Annotated in this window: 13 protein-coding genes; 3 read left to right on the top strand and 10 right to left on the bottom strand. The window is 71.8% G+C overall.

From position 1 onward, the window contains the following. Positions 1–96 precede the first annotated feature (96 nt). Positions 97–1,305: an LLM class flavin-dependent oxidoreductase gene (locus E0493_RS01860; protein WP_160935197.1), complete on the top strand. Its 1,209-nt coding sequence runs from the start codon at positions 97–99 to the stop codon at positions 1,303–1,305. A 6-nt stretch (positions 1,306–1,311) separates the two neighbouring features. On the opposite strand, the gene E0493_RS01855 is transcribed toward E0493_RS01860, so the two are convergent. The 9 genes from E0493_RS01855 to acnA form a co-directional block, all read right to left on the bottom strand. Further along, positions 1,312–2,328 (bottom strand): CobW family GTP-binding protein, encoded by a 1,017-nt coding sequence (locus E0493_RS01855; protein WP_160935196.1) that lies wholly within the window; start codon positions 2,326–2,328, stop codon positions 1,312–1,314. Beyond that, the gene (locus E0493_RS01850) at positions 2,325–3,926 is read right to left on the bottom strand and encodes an amidohydrolase family protein (protein ID WP_160935195.1); all 1,602 of its coding nucleotides are present in this window, start codon (positions 3,924–3,926) and stop codon (positions 2,325–2,327) included. The genes E0493_RS01855 and E0493_RS01850 overlap by 4 nt, the downstream gene beginning before the upstream one ends. Before the next feature lie 84 nt (positions 3,927–4,010). Then, a complete protein-coding gene (locus tag E0493_RS01845; protein WP_160935194.1) occupies positions 4,011–4,838 on the bottom strand; it encodes an ABC transporter permease in 828 nt (275 codons plus the stop codon). Between the two features lie 3 nt (positions 4,839–4,841). Next, positions 4,842–5,882: an extracellular solute-binding protein gene (locus E0493_RS01840; RefSeq protein WP_160935193.1), complete on the bottom strand. Its 1,041-nt coding sequence runs from the start codon at positions 5,880–5,882 to the stop codon at positions 4,842–4,844. A 27-nt stretch (positions 5,883–5,909) separates the two neighbouring features. Then, the gene (locus E0493_RS23675; protein WP_408888300.1) at positions 5,910–6,827 is read right to left on the bottom strand and encodes an ABC transporter ATP-binding protein; all 918 of its coding nucleotides are present in this window, start codon (positions 6,825–6,827) and stop codon (positions 5,910–5,912) included. A 221-nt stretch (positions 6,828–7,048) separates the two neighbouring features. After that, entirely contained in the window at positions 7,049–7,858 is an 810-nt protein-coding gene (locus tag E0493_RS01830) for an ABC transporter permease (RefSeq protein WP_160935192.1), read from the bottom strand. Between the two features lie 51 nt (positions 7,859–7,909). Continuing rightward, positions 7,910–9,142 (bottom strand): metal-dependent hydrolase family protein, encoded by a 1,233-nt coding sequence (locus tag E0493_RS01825; protein WP_160935191.1) that lies wholly within the window; start codon positions 9,140–9,142, stop codon positions 7,910–7,912. Between the two features lie 290 nt (positions 9,143–9,432). Further along, positions 9,433–11,040 carry a gamma-glutamyltransferase gene (ggt, locus tag E0493_RS01820; RefSeq protein WP_160935190.1) on the bottom strand — a complete coding sequence of 536 codons (1,608 nt, stop codon included), beginning with the start codon at positions 11,038–11,040 and terminating at the stop codon, positions 9,433–9,435. Between the two features lie 78 nt (positions 11,041–11,118). Beyond that, entirely contained in the window at positions 11,119–13,773 is a 2,655-nt protein-coding gene (gene acnA / locus E0493_RS01815; protein WP_160935189.1) for an aconitate hydratase AcnA, read from the bottom strand. Positions 13,774–13,911: 138 nt separating this feature from the next. Here acnA and E0493_RS01810 point away from each other — a divergent pair, with 138 nt between their 5' ends. Beyond that, positions 13,912–14,823 (top strand): FCD domain-containing protein, encoded by a 912-nt coding sequence (locus E0493_RS01810; protein WP_160935188.1) that lies wholly within the window; start codon positions 13,912–13,914, stop codon positions 14,821–14,823. A gap of 86 nt (positions 14,824–14,909) precedes the next feature. Continuing rightward, entirely contained in the window at positions 14,910–15,296 is a 387-nt protein-coding gene (locus tag E0493_RS01805; protein ID WP_160935187.1) for a VOC family protein, read from the top strand. Here E0493_RS01805 and E0493_RS01800 read toward each other — a convergent pair. Then, the gene (locus tag E0493_RS01800) at positions 15,293–16,951 is read right to left on the bottom strand and encodes a Na/Pi cotransporter family protein (protein ID WP_160935186.1); all 1,659 of its coding nucleotides are present in this window, start codon (positions 16,949–16,951) and stop codon (positions 15,293–15,295) included. The genes E0493_RS01805 and E0493_RS01800 overlap by 4 nt on opposite strands. Positions 16,952–16,986: the final 35 nt, after the last annotated feature.

Here is a 16,986-nt window from a genome sequence, read left to right as displayed (position 1 = left end):
AGGGGCGGGCAACCGGCTCGCCGGCCGCCTGGCCCTGTGCTTGGCAGCGCCGCGCAAACGCGCAAAGCTTCCCGCAAATGGGGAGAACGGACGACCATGGCGAAGCGTGGCCTGCAATTCGGCATCTTTCTCGCGCCCTTCCACCGGCTCGGCGACAACCCCACCCTCGCCATGGCGCGGGACATCGAGATGATCGAGTGGCTCGACCGGCTCGGCTATGACGAGGCCTGGATCGGCGAGCACCACTCGGCGGGCTGGGAGATCATCGCCTCGCCCGAGCTGGTCATCGCCGCCGCGGCCGAGCGGACGAAGCACATCCGCCTCGGCTCGGGCGTGACCAGCCTGCCCTACCACCACCCCTTCCTGGTGGCGCAGCGTTTCGTGCAGCTCGACCACATGACTCGCGGCCGGGCCATGCTGGGCTGCGGCCCCGGCGCCCTGGTCTCCGACGCCTACATGCTGGGCATCGACCCCGCCACCCAGCGCCGCCGCATGGACGAGGCGCTGGAGGCCATCATGGCCCTGCTGGCCTGCGACGGCCCGGTGACGCGCCGGACGGACTGGTTCGAGATGAACGAGGCCCGGCTCCATCTCCGCCCCTACAGCGACCCGCATCTGCCGATCGCGGTAGCCAGCACCCTGACCCCCTCCGGTCCGACGGTGGCGGGCAAGCACGGCGTTGGCATCCTCTCGCTCGGCGCCGGCATGCCGGGCGGCCCGGCGGCGCTGCCGGGCCAGTGGCGCATCGCCGAGGAGGCGGCGGCCAAGCACGGCAAGACCGTCCGCCGCGCCGACTGGCGGCTGGTGATGAACGTCCATGTCGCCGAGACCGACGAGAAGGCGATGGAGGAGGTGCGGATCGGCGAGCGGATGGAGACCGTCACCTACTTCGAGGATGCGCTGGGCCGCCCCCCCGGCCGCTCGGAGGACCCGCTGACCGACGGCGTGAAGTCCGGCAGCACCCTGGTCGGCTCGCCGGACACGGTGGCGCGCGGCATCCAGAACCTGATCGAGAAGAGCGAGGGCGGCTTCGGCGGCTTCCTGTTCCGCGCCAATGACTGGGCGGACAGGGAGCAGACCTGGCGCAGCTACGAGCTGTTCGCCCGCTGGGTGATGCCGCGCTTCCAGCAGTCGCTCGACACCGTCCGCTCGTCCCATGCCTGGGCGGTGGAGAACCGCAAGACCATCTTCAGCCCGAACGTCGAGGCGCTGCGCAAGGCCTTCACCGACGAGGGCCGCGCGGTGCCGGAGGGCTTCGACGCCCGGGCCTCCGGCGCGCGGGATGCCGACCGCGCCGCGGACTGAACCGCCTCAGCCGGCCGCCTGCGCCCTGAGCGCGGGCCGGCCGGGCTGTACGCCACTGAAGGTGACGGGCGCGCCGGCGAAGGCCGCGCGCAGTTCGGAAAGCGGCAGGTCGCGGCTGATCAGCACCACGGCCTCCTCGGCGCCGCGGGCGTCCGGCAGGGCGGCGGGCGGCGTGAAAAGGCTGCCCACCGCCTGCACCAGCAGCGGCGGCGCCCCGGCCTCCGGGTAGAGGAAGCCCTTCACCCGCAGCATCCGGTCCCCCGCGAAGGCGGCGAGGTTCTCCAGGAAGTCGAACTTGTCGTCCAGCGTGGCGCCTTCGCTGAAGCGCGCCAACGCCGTGGCGATGCGGGGATGCGGCAGGGCGGCTGCCGCCGGCGGGGCGAGCGCCGCTCCGGAGGGCAGCGGCGCGGTGAAGGCCAGGGCGGCGCGGCGGGCGCGGTCCGGCTCCTCCACCAGCGTGGCGAAGGGGTTGACGGTGGCCACCAGCGCGCGCGCCTCGGCCAGCGCCTCCGGAGCCGCGAGGTCGAGCCGGGTCAGCACGATGGTGGCCGCCGCCGCGAGCTGCGCCGCCACCTCCTCGAAATGCTTCGCCCGCTCGGCCGCCTGCCCGGCATCGCAGGTGGCCAGCACCCGCACCCGCATGCGGAGTGGCGCCAGCGCGCCCAGCGTGCGCAGGATCGGGCCGGGCATGGAGAGGCCGCTGCACTCCAGCACGATCCGCCGGAAAGGCGGGCTGCCGCTTTCCGCCCGCGCCTCCAGCAGCGCGCCCACCGTCTCGACGAGGTCGTTGTTCAGCGTGCAGCAGACGCAGCCGTTGGACAGCATCGCCATCGGCAGTTGGCCGCTGGTGGCGATCACCGCGCCATCGATGTCGATCTCGCCGGCCTCGTTGACGATCACCGCCGTGTCGGCTGCTTCCGGCAGCGCCAGCCAGTCCATCAGCAGGCTGGTCTTGCCGCTGCCCAGGAAGCCGGCGAGCAGCACGAACTCGCCCGGAAGGGCGAGCGCTGGCGCCTCGCTCATGCCGGCTCGGCCTCGCGCGCCTTCTGCGCCGCCACCGAGTCGCGGATATCGGCCAGCAGCGCCGCCACGTCGAACACCACGCCGGCGCGGATGGTGTGGCGCAGCGCCTGCCGCCACTCCACCTGGCCGCTCTCGTCGTTCAGCCGCATCGCGCCGGTGCCGTAGAGCAGCTTGAAGTCGTTGAGCGGGTTCTCGTCCAGCACCAGAAGGTCGGCGGCCTTGCCGACCTCGATGCTGCCCGTCTCGTCCTCCAGCCCGCAGAGCGCGGCGCCCTGGATGGTGGCGCTGCGCAGCACCTCCAGCGGGTTGAAGCCGGCCTCCTGCAGCAGCTCCAGCTCGCGCACGTAGCCGAAGCCGAAGGTCTGGTAGATGAAGCCGGAATCGCTGCCGGTGCAGACGCGGCCGCCGCGGTTCTTGTACTCGTTGAGGAACTGCATCCACAGCTGGTAGTGCTGCTTCCACTCGATCTCGTTGGTGGTGGACCAGCGGAACCAGTAGGAGCCATGCCCGCCGCGCGCCGGCTGGAAGAAGCGCCACATCGAGGGCCAGGTGTAGGTGTCGTGCCAGTCGGCGCGGCGGTAGCGCATCACGTCGCGGTTGGCGTCGTAGATGGTGTAGGTGGGCACGAAGGTGAAGTCGAGCTCCAGGAACTGCTCCATCACCTCGTTCCACTTGGCGCTGCCGGGTTCGGCGGCCTGCGGAAAGGTGCGGCCCGCGGTGGAGAAGCGGTAGTACTCGTCGTTGTAGTTGTACTCGGGCGCGTAGTCGCCGACGATGCGGCGCTCGTAGAGCGCTTCCGGCAGGCCGTAATAGTGCTCGGCGCTGGTCATGCCCCAGCGCGCGGTGGTCAGCGCGTTCATCCGCGTCACCGCCTGCTGCGCATGGTGGCAGCCGGTGCGCAGGCCAAGCGCCTTGGCCTCGGCCAGCGCCGCCTGCATCAGCGCGGGCGGCGCGCCAAAGAACTTCACGCCATCGGCGCCGCGCTCGCGGACCCCCGCCAGCCAGGCTCGGGCCTGGTCCGGCGTGTGGATCGTCTTGAGCATGTCGTTGACGCCAGGGAAGTAGGGATGCGCCAGGATGCGCGGCGCGGTGATCGCGTTCGCCGCCGAGGCCTGCTTCTGCTGCAGCACCCAGCCCAGGCCGTTGAAGCAGCCCATCTCGCGGATGGTGGTGACGCCATGCGCCAGCCAGAGCTTGTAGACGTAGCTGGCCGGGGAGGCGCCGCCATGCAGCCCGTGATAGGGCACGCCGATATGCGCGTGGCAGTCGATCAGCCCGGGCGTGACGAAGCGACCGTGGCAGTCGATCTCCTCGGCGCCGTCGGCGGGGGGACGGCGGGAGGGGCTGATCGGCTTGCCCGGCACGCCCACCGGCACGATGGCGGCGATGCGGTCGTTCTCGATGACGATGTCGGCCGGGCCCCAGGGCGGTGCGCCCGTTCCGTCGATAACCGTTGCGCCGCGAAGGATCAGCCGGCGGAAGGGACCGGCGCCATGCTCCATCGCGGTGGCGGGCGCCAGCGGCGGCATGCCGTTCTTCGCGTTGCGGGCGGTCATCTCCTCGCCAGGCGCGGCGGCGGCAATCGGGTCGTCAGTCATGGACGGTTCCTCCAGAACTCGGGCCGTGGCCGGGGGCTGCCCCCGGCTGGGAATTCCGGGAGGGGCAGCACCCCCTCCTGGTGGTCAGCGCCGGTAGCGACGCCCGATCAGTGCCGACCCGACAAGCGTCAGCACCATGGTGACGAAGAGCAGGATGAAGGCCAGCGAGGCGCCGAACGGCCAGTTGTTGCCGCGCACGAACTGGTCGTAGACCGCCGGCGCCATCATCTTGAACTGCGGCCCGCCGAGCAGCACGGGCGTGGCATAGGCGTTCATGCACAGGATGAACACCAGCACCGAGCCCGCCGCCACGCCGGGGATCGCCAGCGGCAGCACCACGCGGCGGAAGGCGGTGAGCGGCCGCGCGCCGAGATTGGCCGCCGCCTCCTCCGCCTGCCGCGGGATGCCCTCGATCACCGCCGAAAGCGTCAGGATCATATAGGGCAGCACCACCGCGACGATGCCCACCACCACCGCGAAGGCGTTGTACAGCAGCGGCAGCGGCGCATCGGTCAGGTGCAGCCCCTGCAACGCGGCGTTGATCGCGCCGTCGTTGCCGAGCAGCGCGATCCAACCCGCCGAGCGCACCACATTGCCGACCAGCAGCGGAAACAGGATCAGGATCGTGGCGAGGCTCTTCCAGCGGCTCTGCATGCGCGCCAGCCAGTAGGCGGTGGGGAAGCCGAGCACGAGGCAAAGCAGCGTGCAGCCCAAAGCCACCGCCATGGTGGTGAGCAGGACCGAGCGGTAGTAGGGGTCCTGCACCGCGCGCAGGTAGTTCTCGGCGCTCATCGCCTCCACCATCATTTCGGTGGGGCTGAACTGGTTCAACGAGATGCGGGCCAGCAGCAGCATCGGCGCCACCATGAGCGCCACCACCAGCAGTCCCGCGGGAAGGATGAGCGCCGCCATGCCTCAGGCCTTGAACTGCTTGTTCCAGAAGTCGAGATACTCGTTCAGGTGCTTCTGCAGGTAATCGTAGTCCGGCTGCACCAGCCGGCTCTCCTCCTCCTCCGTCAGGCTGATCTCCTGCATCAGGTCGGCGTCGAGCTTGGCGTCCTTCACCGTCGGCAGGTAGCCCATCTTGCGGGCGAAGGCGGTCTGTGCCTGCGGCTGCAGCATGGCGTCGAGGTAGGTATAGGCGTTGTCCACGTTGCGGGCGTTCTTCGGGATCGCCGCCTCGAAGACGATGGAATAGGCGCCCTCCTTCGGCACCACGTGCTTCACCGGGATGTCGGCCTGCTTCCACATGAAGCCGCGCGCCAGCCACATCGGCGTCAGCCACACCTCCTCCGACTTCAGCGCCGCCGCCAGCGCCTCGTTCGAGGGATACACCTTGGCATCGAGCTTGCGCATCTCCAGCAGCATCTTCTCGGCCGGCTTGTAGTCGCTCACGCCGCCGCCGCCGGCCATCGCCGCCGCCAGGGTGTTGGTGTTGTAGAGGATGTCCGAGAAGCCGACGCGGCCCTTGTACTTTGGATCCCACATGTCGGCGAAGGCCGTCGGCTTGGTGGTGACCTTGTCCGGATTGTAGAGCAGCACCAGCGCCGAATAGATGTGCGGGATGGCGTAGCTCTTCTTCAACGCCGGGATGACCGCCTCGGAGCGGCTTAGCCGCCCCTTGTCCAGGTCCTGCAGCGTGCTCTGCTGCTGCACCAGGTACATGTCGGTGTCGGAAAGGCAGGAAATGTCATAGGTGCCGCGGCGCGCCTGGCGCTCGGCCAGCATCTTGGTCTTGCGCGGATCGGCGCTGGCGACGTCCTGCAGCACCTCGATGCCCTTGGGCTGCACCAGCGGCTCGTCGATGTTCTGCCGCAGCAGGTTGCCGTAGTCGCCGCCCCAGGTGCCGACGACGACGCGCCCATCGGCGGCGCGGGCAAGGCCGGGAAGGCCGGCGGTCAGGGCGGAGAGGGTGGCGGCGCCCCCGGAAAGCGCCAGACGGCGGGTGATGGTCATGGTTCTTGTCTCCCTGTTATCGGCGATTCATTGGGCCGGCAGCAGCCGGGCGGCGGCGGCATCCCAGGTAAGCGCGACGGCGTCGCCCGGGGCGAGGCGGCGTAGCGGGTCGCCCTCCGGCGGGGTCGCCCGGATCACCACGAGCGAGGTCCCCGCATAGTCCACCACATATTCGGTCTGCGCGCCCAGATAGGTGATGGCCTCCAGCCGCGCGGCGCCCTCGCCCGGCGAAGGGGCGGCGAGGGTGATGCGCTCCGGCCGCAGCGCCAGCACCATCTCCCCCCTGGCGGAGGGCGTGCCGGCGGCGCGGGGCAGCAGCGCGCCGCCCCTGGCGCGGAAACCGGCCTCGCCCTCGGGCTGGCCCTCGATCAGGTTGCAGCGGCCGACGAAGCCGGCCACGAAGGGATCGCGTGGGCTTTCGTACAGCTCCTCGGCGGTGCCGACCTGGCGCACCCGGCCGCGCTCCATCACAACCAGCCGGTCGGCCATGGTCAGCGCCTCCTCCTGGTCGTGCGTCACGATCAGGGTGGTCAGGCCAAGGCGCTGCTGCAGGCCGCGGATCTCCATCCGCACCTCGCCGCGCAGCTTGGCGTCCAGGTTGGAGAGCGGCTCGTCCAGCAGGAACACGGCGGGGTTCACCACCAGCGCGCGGGCCAGCGCCACGCGCTGCTGCTGCCCGCCCGAGAGCTGGCCAGGCAACCGGTCGGCCAGATGGTCGAGCCGCACCATCCGCAGCGCCTCCACCACCCGCGTCTCGCGCTCGCCGCGGCCGACCTTGCGCATCTCCAGCCCGAAGGCGACGTTCTGCGCCACGCTCATATGCGGAAACAGCGCGTAGGACTGGAACACCATGCCGGTGTCGCGGGCATAGGGCGGCCGCCGCGTCACGTCCTGCCCGGCGATGCGGACATGGCCGGCGCTGGGCGGAATGAAGCCGGCGACCATGCGCAGGGTCGTCNCCGGCGCTGGGCGGAATGAAGCCGGCGACCATGCGCAGGGTCGTCGTCTTGCCGCAGCCGGAGGGGCCGAGCAGGGCCACCATCTCGCCCTGCCGCACGTCCAGGTCGACGCCATCCACCGCCACCGTGCCGCCGTACCGCTTGGTCAGCGCCTCCAGCACCAGATCTCCCATCAGCGCGCTCCTTCGGTGCGGGTCACAGGGCGGGTCATACAACCCTCGAAAGTTTCACGAAGCGGTCGGTCAGCAGCATCAGCGCGGCCACAAGCACGATCTGCACCGTGGCGACGGCGGAGAGCGTGGGGTCCATGCGGAACTCCAGGTAGCTCAGCATGGCGACAGGCAGGGTGGTGCGCCCGGGCCCGACCAGCAGCAGCGTCAGCTCCAGGTTCTCGAAGCTCTGGATAAAGGAGAACAGCGCGGCGGCGACGATGCCTGGCCGCATCATCGGCAGCGTCACCCGCCAGAACACGGTCAGCGGCCGGGCGCCGAGGTTGGCCGCCGCCTCCTCCGCCGAGCGGTCCAGCCCCGCCAGGCTGGCCGAGACCAGGCGCACCGACCAGGGGATGGTCAGCAGCACATGCGCGGCCACCAGCCCCTCCAGGGTCGCGGTGATATCCCGGTCCAGCCAGAACTCGGCGCGGAGATAGAACATGTAGAGCGCCGTGCCGGCGACCACCCCGGGCACGGCCAGCGGCCCGAGCAGCAGCGCGTTCAGCGCCTCCTTGCCGCGGATCCCGCTGCGCTGCAGCGCCAGGGCGGCGGCGGTGCCGAGCGGCACGCCGATCAGCGTCGCCAGCGCCGCAACCTCCAGGCTGGTGATGAAGCCGCGGGCGAATTCCTGCTGGCTCCAGGCATTGACATACCAGCGCAGCGTCAGCGCCTCCGGCGGGAAGCTGACGATCTCCTGCCGGAAGAAGCTGATGGTGACGACGGTGAGGACCGGCGCCAGCATCAGCAGGAAGGCGAAGGCGATGCTGCCGCGGTACAGCGCGCGGCGGAGCAGGGCGGCGTCCATCAGGGCCGCTCCCGCGGCATGTGCTGCTTGGTCATCGGCTGGGTTCCTGCCTCACCAACGCTCGTGCTTCACCACCTCGCCGCCCTTCACGATCAGCGGCATGTGGCGACCCTGGCCGGTCAGCAGCGCGAGATCGGCCAGCGGGTTGCCGTCAACTACGATCAGGTCGGCATGCGCGTCGGGCGCGATGCAGCCGATCTCGCCCTCCATGCGGCAGAGCTGCGCGGCGATCCAGGTTGCGGCGGCGATCACCGATTGCGCCGGCATCACCCGGCCGCGGATGACGAATTCCTCGGACTGGTGGCGGTGCATCGGGCCGAGCAGGTCGCTGCCATAGGCCATGGGCAGGCCGGCGCGCTGCATGGTGGTGAGGGATTCCATCCCCGCCAGCCGCACGTCGTCCACCTTGCCCACCGCCTCGGCGCCGATGCCAAGCGCCTCGCCCTCCTCGGAAAGCTTGTCGTAGGTGACAAGGGTCGGCACCGCCACGGCGCCGCGATCGGCGGCGAGGCGCGCCGTCGCCTCGGTGATCAGGTTGCAGTGCTCCAGCGAATGCACGCCGCACTCGACGGCGCGGCGGATCGCCGCATCGGTATAGAGGTGCGCCGAGACATAGGTGCCGGCGTTGTTCGCCTCTTCCACCACGGCCGTGATCTCCTCGCGGGAGAAGCCCAGGAAGTGGATGGGATCGGTGGGCGAGGCGACGCCACCATTGGCCATGATCTTCACGAAGCGGGCGCCGGCCTTGATCTCCTCGCGCGCCGCCTGCCGCACGGCGGGCACGCCGTCGCAGAGCCGGCCGAGCGCGCCAAGGCGGCGGGAGAAGCGCGGCGGCGTGTCGTCGAACGGACCGCGGAAGTCGCAATGCCCGCCGGTCTGGCTGAGGGCCTTGCCGGAGATGATGAGGCGCGGGCCGACCACGGTGCCTTCCTCCACCGCCAGCGCCTGGCCGAGGTCGGCGCCGCCGACGTCGCGCACCGTGGTGAAGCCGCGCATCAGCATTTCATGCTGCAGGCGGATGGAGCGGGCGGCCACCAGCGAATCCGGCAGGGTGGCATTGCGCGCGAGGCTGGCCTCCACCGCCACCACATGCACGTGGCAGTCGATCAGCCCCGGCATCAGCACGCGCCCGCCGAGATCAATCGTTTCCGCGCCCTGCGGGGCGCGGGCCCTGGGCGACACTTCACGGATGCGGCCATCCTCGATCACCACCCCTTGCGGGCCGGTGGGCTCGGGGGCGGTGCCGTCAACGATGCGGGCATTGGCGATGAACATGGCGGGCATGAGCAGACTCTATCTTCGGAAGTCAATGGCCGGGGCGGAGCGGAATGCGCGACGAACGGCCGGGATGCCGCGCGGTGCGCGCCGCGGGCGGGCTTCCCGAACGCCTTTCCGGAGCGCGGCCCGGCCGCCGCGCCTCGTTCCGCCGCCTCGGCCGGCCGGCGCATGGGAGCCGCCCGGGCGCAAAGAGGCAAGCCGGAATTTCCCTCTCCCGGCGGCTTCGCGGGTGGGCTTTGCCGCCGGGCCGGGCAGCCGCTGCGCCGCATGGAGGCAGACGCCCGCCCGCTGGCCGCTCAGGCGGCGAGCGCCATGCCGTCGCGCTGCGGGTCGGCGCCGCCGGTGCAGCGTCCGTTGCGGATCAGCAGCCCATGCGGCGCGCCGAAGGCGTAGCTCTGATAGGAGCGGGCGACCGGGTAGCCCGTCGCCTCCAGCGCATGGGCGACGCCGTGTGGAATGCGGTTGGCCACGTCGATGGTGTCGCTCAGCGCCACGATGCGCGGTGCGGCGACCGCCTCGGCCATGCCCATGCCGAAATCCACCACGTTGCTGATCGCCTGTGCCAGCGCGGGCACGATAAAGGTGCCGCCCGGCGCCGCCAGCACCAGGCTGGGGCGCTCGCCCTCGAACAGGATGGTGGGCGCCATGGCGCTGGCGCGGCCCTTGCCCGGCGCGATGGAGGCGGCGCGGCCCGGGCGCGGATCGAAGCCGCTCATACAGCCGTTGTACATGAAGCCCAGCCCCGGCGTGATGGCGCCCGAGGGAATGCCCAGCGTGTGGGTCAGGGAGACCGCGTTGCCCTCGGCATCCACCACGCAGACCACGGTGGTGTCCGGCGGGTCCTTCGGCTCGCCGTCGCGCGGCACGCTGGCCTTCTCGCCGGCGCGGATGCGCGCCGCCAGCGCCGCCGCATGGTCGTCGGAAATCAAACGATCCAGCGGCACATCGACAAAGTCCGGGTCGCCCATATGCGCGTCCTTGTCGATGGTCATCCACTTCATCGCCTCGGCGAGGATGCGCAGGTGCTCGGGACCGTTGTGCTCCAGCGCGCCGAGCTCGAAATGGCCGAGGATGTGCAGCAGCTCGATCAGCGAGCCGCCGCCGCAGGGCGGTGGGTTGGAGGCGACGCGCAGCCCGCGGTAGCGGCCCCAGCAGGGCGCCTTTTCCCGCACGCGGTAGGCGGCGAGGTCCTCCAGCGTGACGCCGCCGCCGCGCGCCTGCATGTCGGCGGCGATCTCGCGGGCGATCTCGCCGCGGTAGAAGGTTTCGGTGCCTCCTTCGGCGATGCGCTCCAGCGTGCGCGCCATGTCCGGGTTGTGCAGCATGTCGCCCGGACGCTTCAGCGTGCCGTTGCTGCGGAAATAGACCTGCCGGCCGGTCTCGCTGAAGCGCAGCTTGTCCTCGACGTTCACCTGGCCGTCGCCGCCATGGTCGATGGCCCAGTAGTAGTGCATGTAGGGCCGCACCATGACGCCGCGCTTCGCCTGCGCGATGGCCGGCTGCATCACCTGGCGCAGCGGCATGGAGCCGAAGCGGCTCAGCGCCTCCAGGTAGCCTGCCACGTTGCCCGGCGTGCCCACCGAGCCGTAGCCGATGTCGTTCGACTGGTCGCTGAGCAGGAAGACGAAGCCGTCGCGCGACTGGCCGATGAACTTGTCCGCCCACATCCCGGGCGTTGCGGAGAGCGGCGCGCGGGCGAAGAATTCGAGCACGGTGTGCACGCCCTGTTTCGGCAGGCAGACCTGCATCGCGCCGAAGCCGCCGATGCCGCACATCTGCGGGTCCACCACGCCCTGGCTGAAGGCGCAGGCAATGGCTGCGTCCACCGCGTTGCCGCCCTGGCGCAGCACTTCGACCCCGGCCTCGGCCGCCTCCGGCTGCGCCGCCACCACCATGCCCCGCATCGCGCCTTCCCCTCCCTGCCGCCTCGTGTGAGGAGGGCAGCCTGGATCAGCGGCCGCCGCTCCGCAACGGGGCAGCGCTCAGGCTGGGTGGGATCCTGCCGCCCGGCTGGCCTCCAGCGCGCGCCGCAGGATCATCGGGATCATGCCGCCTGACCGGACCAGAGCAACCTCGCGCGACGTGTCCAGCAGGGCGGTGGCCATCGCCTCCCGCCGCTCGCCGGAGGCGCGCCGCAGGGCGATGGGGACCGCCGCTCGCGGGACGAGGGCCGAAAGGTCCCAGCCGATCTCGATCGTGTCGCCAGGCGCGAGGCCCAGCGCCTCCGGGCGCCAGCCGGCCGGCAGTTGCAGCGGCAGCACGCCCATGCCGACGAGGTTGGCGCGGTGGATGCGCTCGAAGCTGTTGGCCAGCACCGCGCGGGCGCCGAGCAACTGCGCCCCCTTGGCCGCCCAGTCGCGCGAGGAGCCGGTGCCGTAGCGCTCGCCGGCCAGCAGCAGCACCGGCAGCCCGGCCGCGGCATAGCGGGCGGCGGCGCGCCAGACCGGCAGCACCTCGCCGGTGGGGGCGAAGACCGTATGGCCCGGCTCCAGCCCGGGGCGCAGGTGGTTCACCACCGTGCGGTTCACGAAGAGCCCGCGCAGCATCACCTCCCAGTTGCCGCGGCGGGAGGCGTAGACGTTGAGGTCGCGCGGGTCCTCGCCATGCTCCACCAGCCAGGCGGCCGCGTCGCTGGTGGATGCGATCGCGCCGGCGGGGGAGATGTGGTCGGTGGTGATGTCGTCGCCGAGCACCATCAGCGGATGGGCGCGCAACGTGCCGCCCTCCGTGGCTGCTTCCTGGCCGAGGCGCACGAAGGGCGGGCGGCGCAGATAGGTGGAGGCCGGGTCCCAGGGGAAGCGCGGCGTCGCCGGCGCCGCCAGCGCGGCCCAGGCGGCGGAGGCGTCGGCCTCGGCCCCGGCCGCGGCGATGTCGGCGGGGTCCACAGCGGCGGTGGTGGCGGCCTCGATCTCCGCGCTGCGCGGCCAAAGGTCGCGCAGGAAGACAGGCCTGCCGTCCTTGTCCTGCGCCAGCGGCCCGGCGGTGATGTCGAACCCCGCGCGCCCGGCCAGCGCATAGGCCACCACCAGCGGCGGCGAGGCCAGCAGCCCCGCTTCAAGCTGCGCGTGGACGCGGCCGGGAAAGTTGCGGTTGCCGGAGAGCACCGCCACCGGCTTCAGCCCCTCCCGCTCCATCGCACGCTGGACGGCGGGCAGCAACGGGCCGGAGTTGCCGATGCAGGTGGCGCAGCCATAGCCGGCGACGCCAAAGCCCAGCGCCGTCAGATCCTCCAGCAGCCCGGCGCGACGCAGCCGCCGCTCGGCCGAGGGCGAACCGGGGGTGAGGGAGGTCTTCACCCATTTCGGCACGGTGAGCCCCCGCTCGCGCGCCCGCCGCGCCACCAGCCCTGCGGCGGCCAGCAGGGCGAAGTCGGACGTATTGGTGCAGGAGGTGATCGCCGCGATGGCCACGGCATCGGAGGGGATGCCTTCCGCCGCCAGGCCGCCCACGACGGTACCGTTCGCCGCCAGGGCCGCGGGCACCTCGGCGGGCGCCAGCCGGTCCTGCGGCCGGCGCGGCCCGGCGAGGGAAGGGCGTAGCGCCGAGAGGTCCAGCTCCAACACCTCCGTGTAACGCGGTTCGCTTGCCGGGTCGTGCCAGAGCCCCTGCGCCTTCGCATAGGCCTCCACCAGCGCCACCTGCGCGGCGTCCCGTCCCGTGGCGCGCAGATAGGCGAGGGTCTGCCCGTCGATCGGGAACATTCCCGTCGTGGCGCCGTATTCCGGCGCCATGTTGGCCACCACCGCGCGCTGCCCGGCGGTCAGCGAGCCGAGCCCCGGGCCGAAGAACTCGACGAACTCGCCAGCCACGCCCGCCTTGCGCAACAGCTCCGTCACCGCCAGCGCAAGATCGGTGGCGAAGCTGCCTTCCGGCAGGGCGCCGCGCAGCCGCACGCCGAACACCTCCGGCACGCGCAACGAGACGGGCACGCCGAACATCACGCCCTCGGCCTCGATGCCGCCGACGCCCCAGCCCAGCACGCCGATGCCGTTGACCATCGGCGTGTGGCTGTCGGTGCCGACCAGCGTGTCCGGCACCGCCCAGGTGGCGCCGTCGCGCTGCCCCGTGGCCACCACGGTGGCCAGCCGCTCCAGGTTGATGGTGTGCATGATGCCGGTGCCGGGGGGAAAGACGCGGAAGCCGCGCACCGTCTGCGCGGCCCATTTCATGAACCGGTAGCGCTCGGCATTGCGCTCCATCTCGCGCGCCATGTTGTGTGCCAGGGCGTCCGGCACGGCGGAAACGTCCACCGCCAGCGAATGGTCGGTCGAGGTCGCCACGGGCACGGAGGGATTGAGCAGGCGGGGGTCGCCACCCGCCTCCGCCAGCGCGTCGCGCATCGCGGCGATGTCCACCAGCGCCGGGCCGCAGGTGGTGTCGTGCATCAGGATGCGCAGCGGCGCGAAGGGGATCTCCGCCGTGCTGGTGCCGGTCGCCAGCCAGTCCAGCAGGGCCTGGCGGCCGTCGGCGCGCGCCCCGGGCTCCGGCTGGCGCAGCAGGTTCTCCAGCAGCACCCGGTGGCACAAGGGCATGCGTGGCAGCGCGGCACCGGCGGCGTGGGGGAGGTCCACGATGCGGCAGGCGCCGAACGGACCGTTGAGCGTGGAGACGGGCATGGCGGAAGCGCTGAACGGCATGGCAACTCCAGGCGGCTCGGGGCAGCCGCATCGCTGGCAGCATGTACTTTATAGATATATAAGACACAATATTCTGGCAGCCCGCTCACGCCGCCGTGCCATTCCGCCATGCCTGCCGCAGATCCGCCGGGGCCTTTCATGTCGCGTCCTTCCGCCGCCACGCTGCACCGCAAGCTCGCCCGCGCGATCCTGGCCCATCTCCAGGCCGGCGCCGCCCAGCCAGGCCTGCGCCTGACCGAGGCGATGCTGGCCCGCGCCGTCGGCACCTCCCGCGCGCCGGTGCGCGGCGCCATCGCCCTGCTGGCCGAGAGGGGCGTGCTGGGGCGGGAGGAACGCCGGCTGGTGCTGCGGCGCCTCCCCGCGCCGGAGGAGGGGGCCATCCCGCTGGACGCGGAGGAGCGGACAGCCGAGCGCCTCTACTGGCGCCTGGCGCGGGAGCGGCTGGCCGGGGCGCTGCCCGAACTGCTTGGCACCGCCGATCTCGCTCGTCGCTACGACGCTCCACGCGGCGCTGTCGAGCGGATGCTGCAGCAGGTGGCGGGAGAGGGGTGGATCGAGCGCAGCCCGGCGGGTGGCTGGCGCTTCCTGCCGCTGGTCGAGGGGCAGGCGGGGCACAGCGAGGCCCATCGCTTCCGCCGCGCCATCGAGCCCGCCGCGCTGCTGGACCCCGGCTTCGTTCTGCCGGCCGCCGTCGCCGACCGGTTGCGGCGGGAACAGGCGGCGCTGGCGGCGCGCGACCCGCGCGGCCTCGGCCCCCGCGAGGCCTTCGAGGCGAATTCCGGCTTCCACCTGGCGCTGATGCAGGCCTCCAACAACCGCTTCTTTGCCGATGCGGCGCAGCGCCTGACCCGGCTGCGGCGATTGGTGGGCTATGTCATCGCCGCCGACCAGGAGCGGCTCGTGGGCCAGTTCCGTGAGCACCTCGCCATCCTGGAACGGGTGGAGGCAGGCGAGATGGAGGCGGCGGCGGCGCTGATGCTGCGCCACCTCGATGCCGGCCACGCCACCCGGGAGCGCCTGCTGGCCAGCGGAGTGCCGGACGAGGCCTGAAAGCGCCGGCCTTCCCTTCCGGCCCGATCGCCCGGACACTCGGCGGGCGAATCCGCAAGCCCCTGTCACACGGAAGGAACCCCCGCATGGCGCGCTTCAAGAGCGACCACATCCATCTCCGCAGCCCCGACCCGGAGGCCGCCGCCCGCTTCTATGCCGAGGTGCTGGAGGCCAGCGAGGTCACCCGGATGAAGAACGGCGAGGCGCTGCGCATCGTCATGGACCTTGGCGGGCTGCCGCTGTTCATCGAGCAGGTGCCAAGCGGCACGATGGCCGCGCCGCCTCCGCCCTTCATCGGCATCGAGCATGTCGGCCTGGCCGTCACCGGCTTCGACGACATCATCGCGGAGCTGAAGGGCAAGGGCGTGCGCTTCCTTGGCGAGCCCAGCAGCCCGCGCCCGGGCATCAAGATCGCCTTCATCGAAGGCCCCGACGGGGTGCGGATCGAGCTGCTGGAGCGCAGCGCCGCCTAGGGCTCCGGCGCCACCCGCGTCGGCAGCAGGGCGCCCTCGCTGCGCAGCACCGGATAGGCCGCGGCCTCCACCAGATGCGCGTTGACGCGCTTGAGGTCGCGGATCATGTCCAGTTGCAGCGCGTCCACCTCGGCGACGCCGCCCTGGCCCTGCCGCAGGGCGGCGAAATGCGCCTGGGTCGCCGCCAGCTCGATGGCGCGGAACTGCTCCTTCTCCTCCGCCAGCAGCCGCGCCGCCCGCCGGTCCTCGGTCAGGAACAGCGAGGCGGCGAGGCCGAGATTGGCCGCCAGCCGGTCCGCCATGACCAGCAGCGCCTTCCGCTGCTCCGGCCGGAAGGCCAGGCCGCGCTTCAGACGCTTGCCGGCCAGCGCCATCAGGTTGCGGTCCACCACGTCGCCCGCTTGCTCGATCTGCGTGGCGAAGATCAGGATGCGCTCGGCGCGGCGCTGGTCCGCCTCCGTCATCGCCTCCGGGTCCAGCGCCATCAGATAGGCCTTGATCGCGCCGTTCAGTCGGTCGAGCACGTCGTCCATGCGCCGCGTCTCGGTGATGCGGCGGCGGTTGTCCTGGGCGAAGGCGTCGCGCACGCCCTGCAGCATTTCCTGCAGCACGTCGGCCAGCCGCAGCGCCTCCCGCGCCGCGAGACCCACCGCCACCACGGGCGCCTCCAGCGCGGCCTTGTCGAGGTGCCGCGGGCGGGTGGGATCGTCCTGCTCCAGGCGGGCCGGCAACAGGCGCTTCAGCAACGCGGCATAGGGCGGCAGCAGCGGGAGAAAGGCCAGCGCGAGGATCAGGTTGAAGGCGGTGTGGAAGTCGGCAAGGGCACGGGGCGCATCGGGTTCGGCGGCGAGCAGCAGCGGCGCCAGCCAAGGCAGCAGCGGCAGCGCCACCAGGCAGCCCAGCGCGCGGATCAGCAGGTTGCCGAGGGGCAGGCGTCGGGCCGCGGGATCGTCGGCCGGAGCGCCCTCCAGCACGGGGTTGGCCGCGGTGCCGAGGTTGGCGCCGAGCACCAGAACCAGCGCGGCTTCCGGCGACACCACGCCACGCCCGGCCAGCGACATCACCAGCAGCACCACGGCGACGCTGGAATGCGCCGCCCAGGTCAGCGCCGCAGCCAGCAGCAGCGCCACCACCGGTTCCGCCGAAAGCAGCGCGAAGACGTCCCTGAGCGCCGGCAGCGCCTCATAGGGCGTCAGCGCGGCGAGCAACTGGTGCAGCGCCATCAGCATGAGCCCGAGCCCGATGGCGACGCGGCCAAGATCGCGCGTGCGGGTCGCCATGCCGCGGCGGAACATCAGGAATCCGGCCAGCACCAGCAGCGGCGCGACTTTCGCGACATCGAAGGAAAGCAGCTGCACGATCAGCGTGGTGCCGATGTTGGCGCCCAGCATCACCGCCAGGGCCGGCACCAGCCCGACCACGCCGCCCGCGGCCAGGCCCGTCACCATCAGGCCGGTGGCGGTGCTGCTCTGCAGCAGGGTGGTGACGCCCAGCCCGGCCAGGAAGGCGCGTGGCCGGCTTCCCAGCGCCGCCGCCAGCACGACCCGCAGCCGCGGCCCGAAGGCCCGCTGCACCCCGGTCTGCACCATGCGCACGCCCCAGAGCAACAGCGCGACGATGCCCGCGAGGTCCAGCAGGGTCAGGATGATGGTCATGCGCGCCTCCCGCTTCCGCGCCACCGCTTCCGAGG

Source organism: Teichococcus coralli (assembly GCF_009829925.1).
GTDB classification, from domain to species: Bacteria; Pseudomonadota; Alphaproteobacteria; order Acetobacterales; family Acetobacteraceae; genus Pseudoroseomonas; species Pseudoroseomonas coralli.
This window is presented reverse-complemented; position numbering and strand designations above follow the sequence as displayed.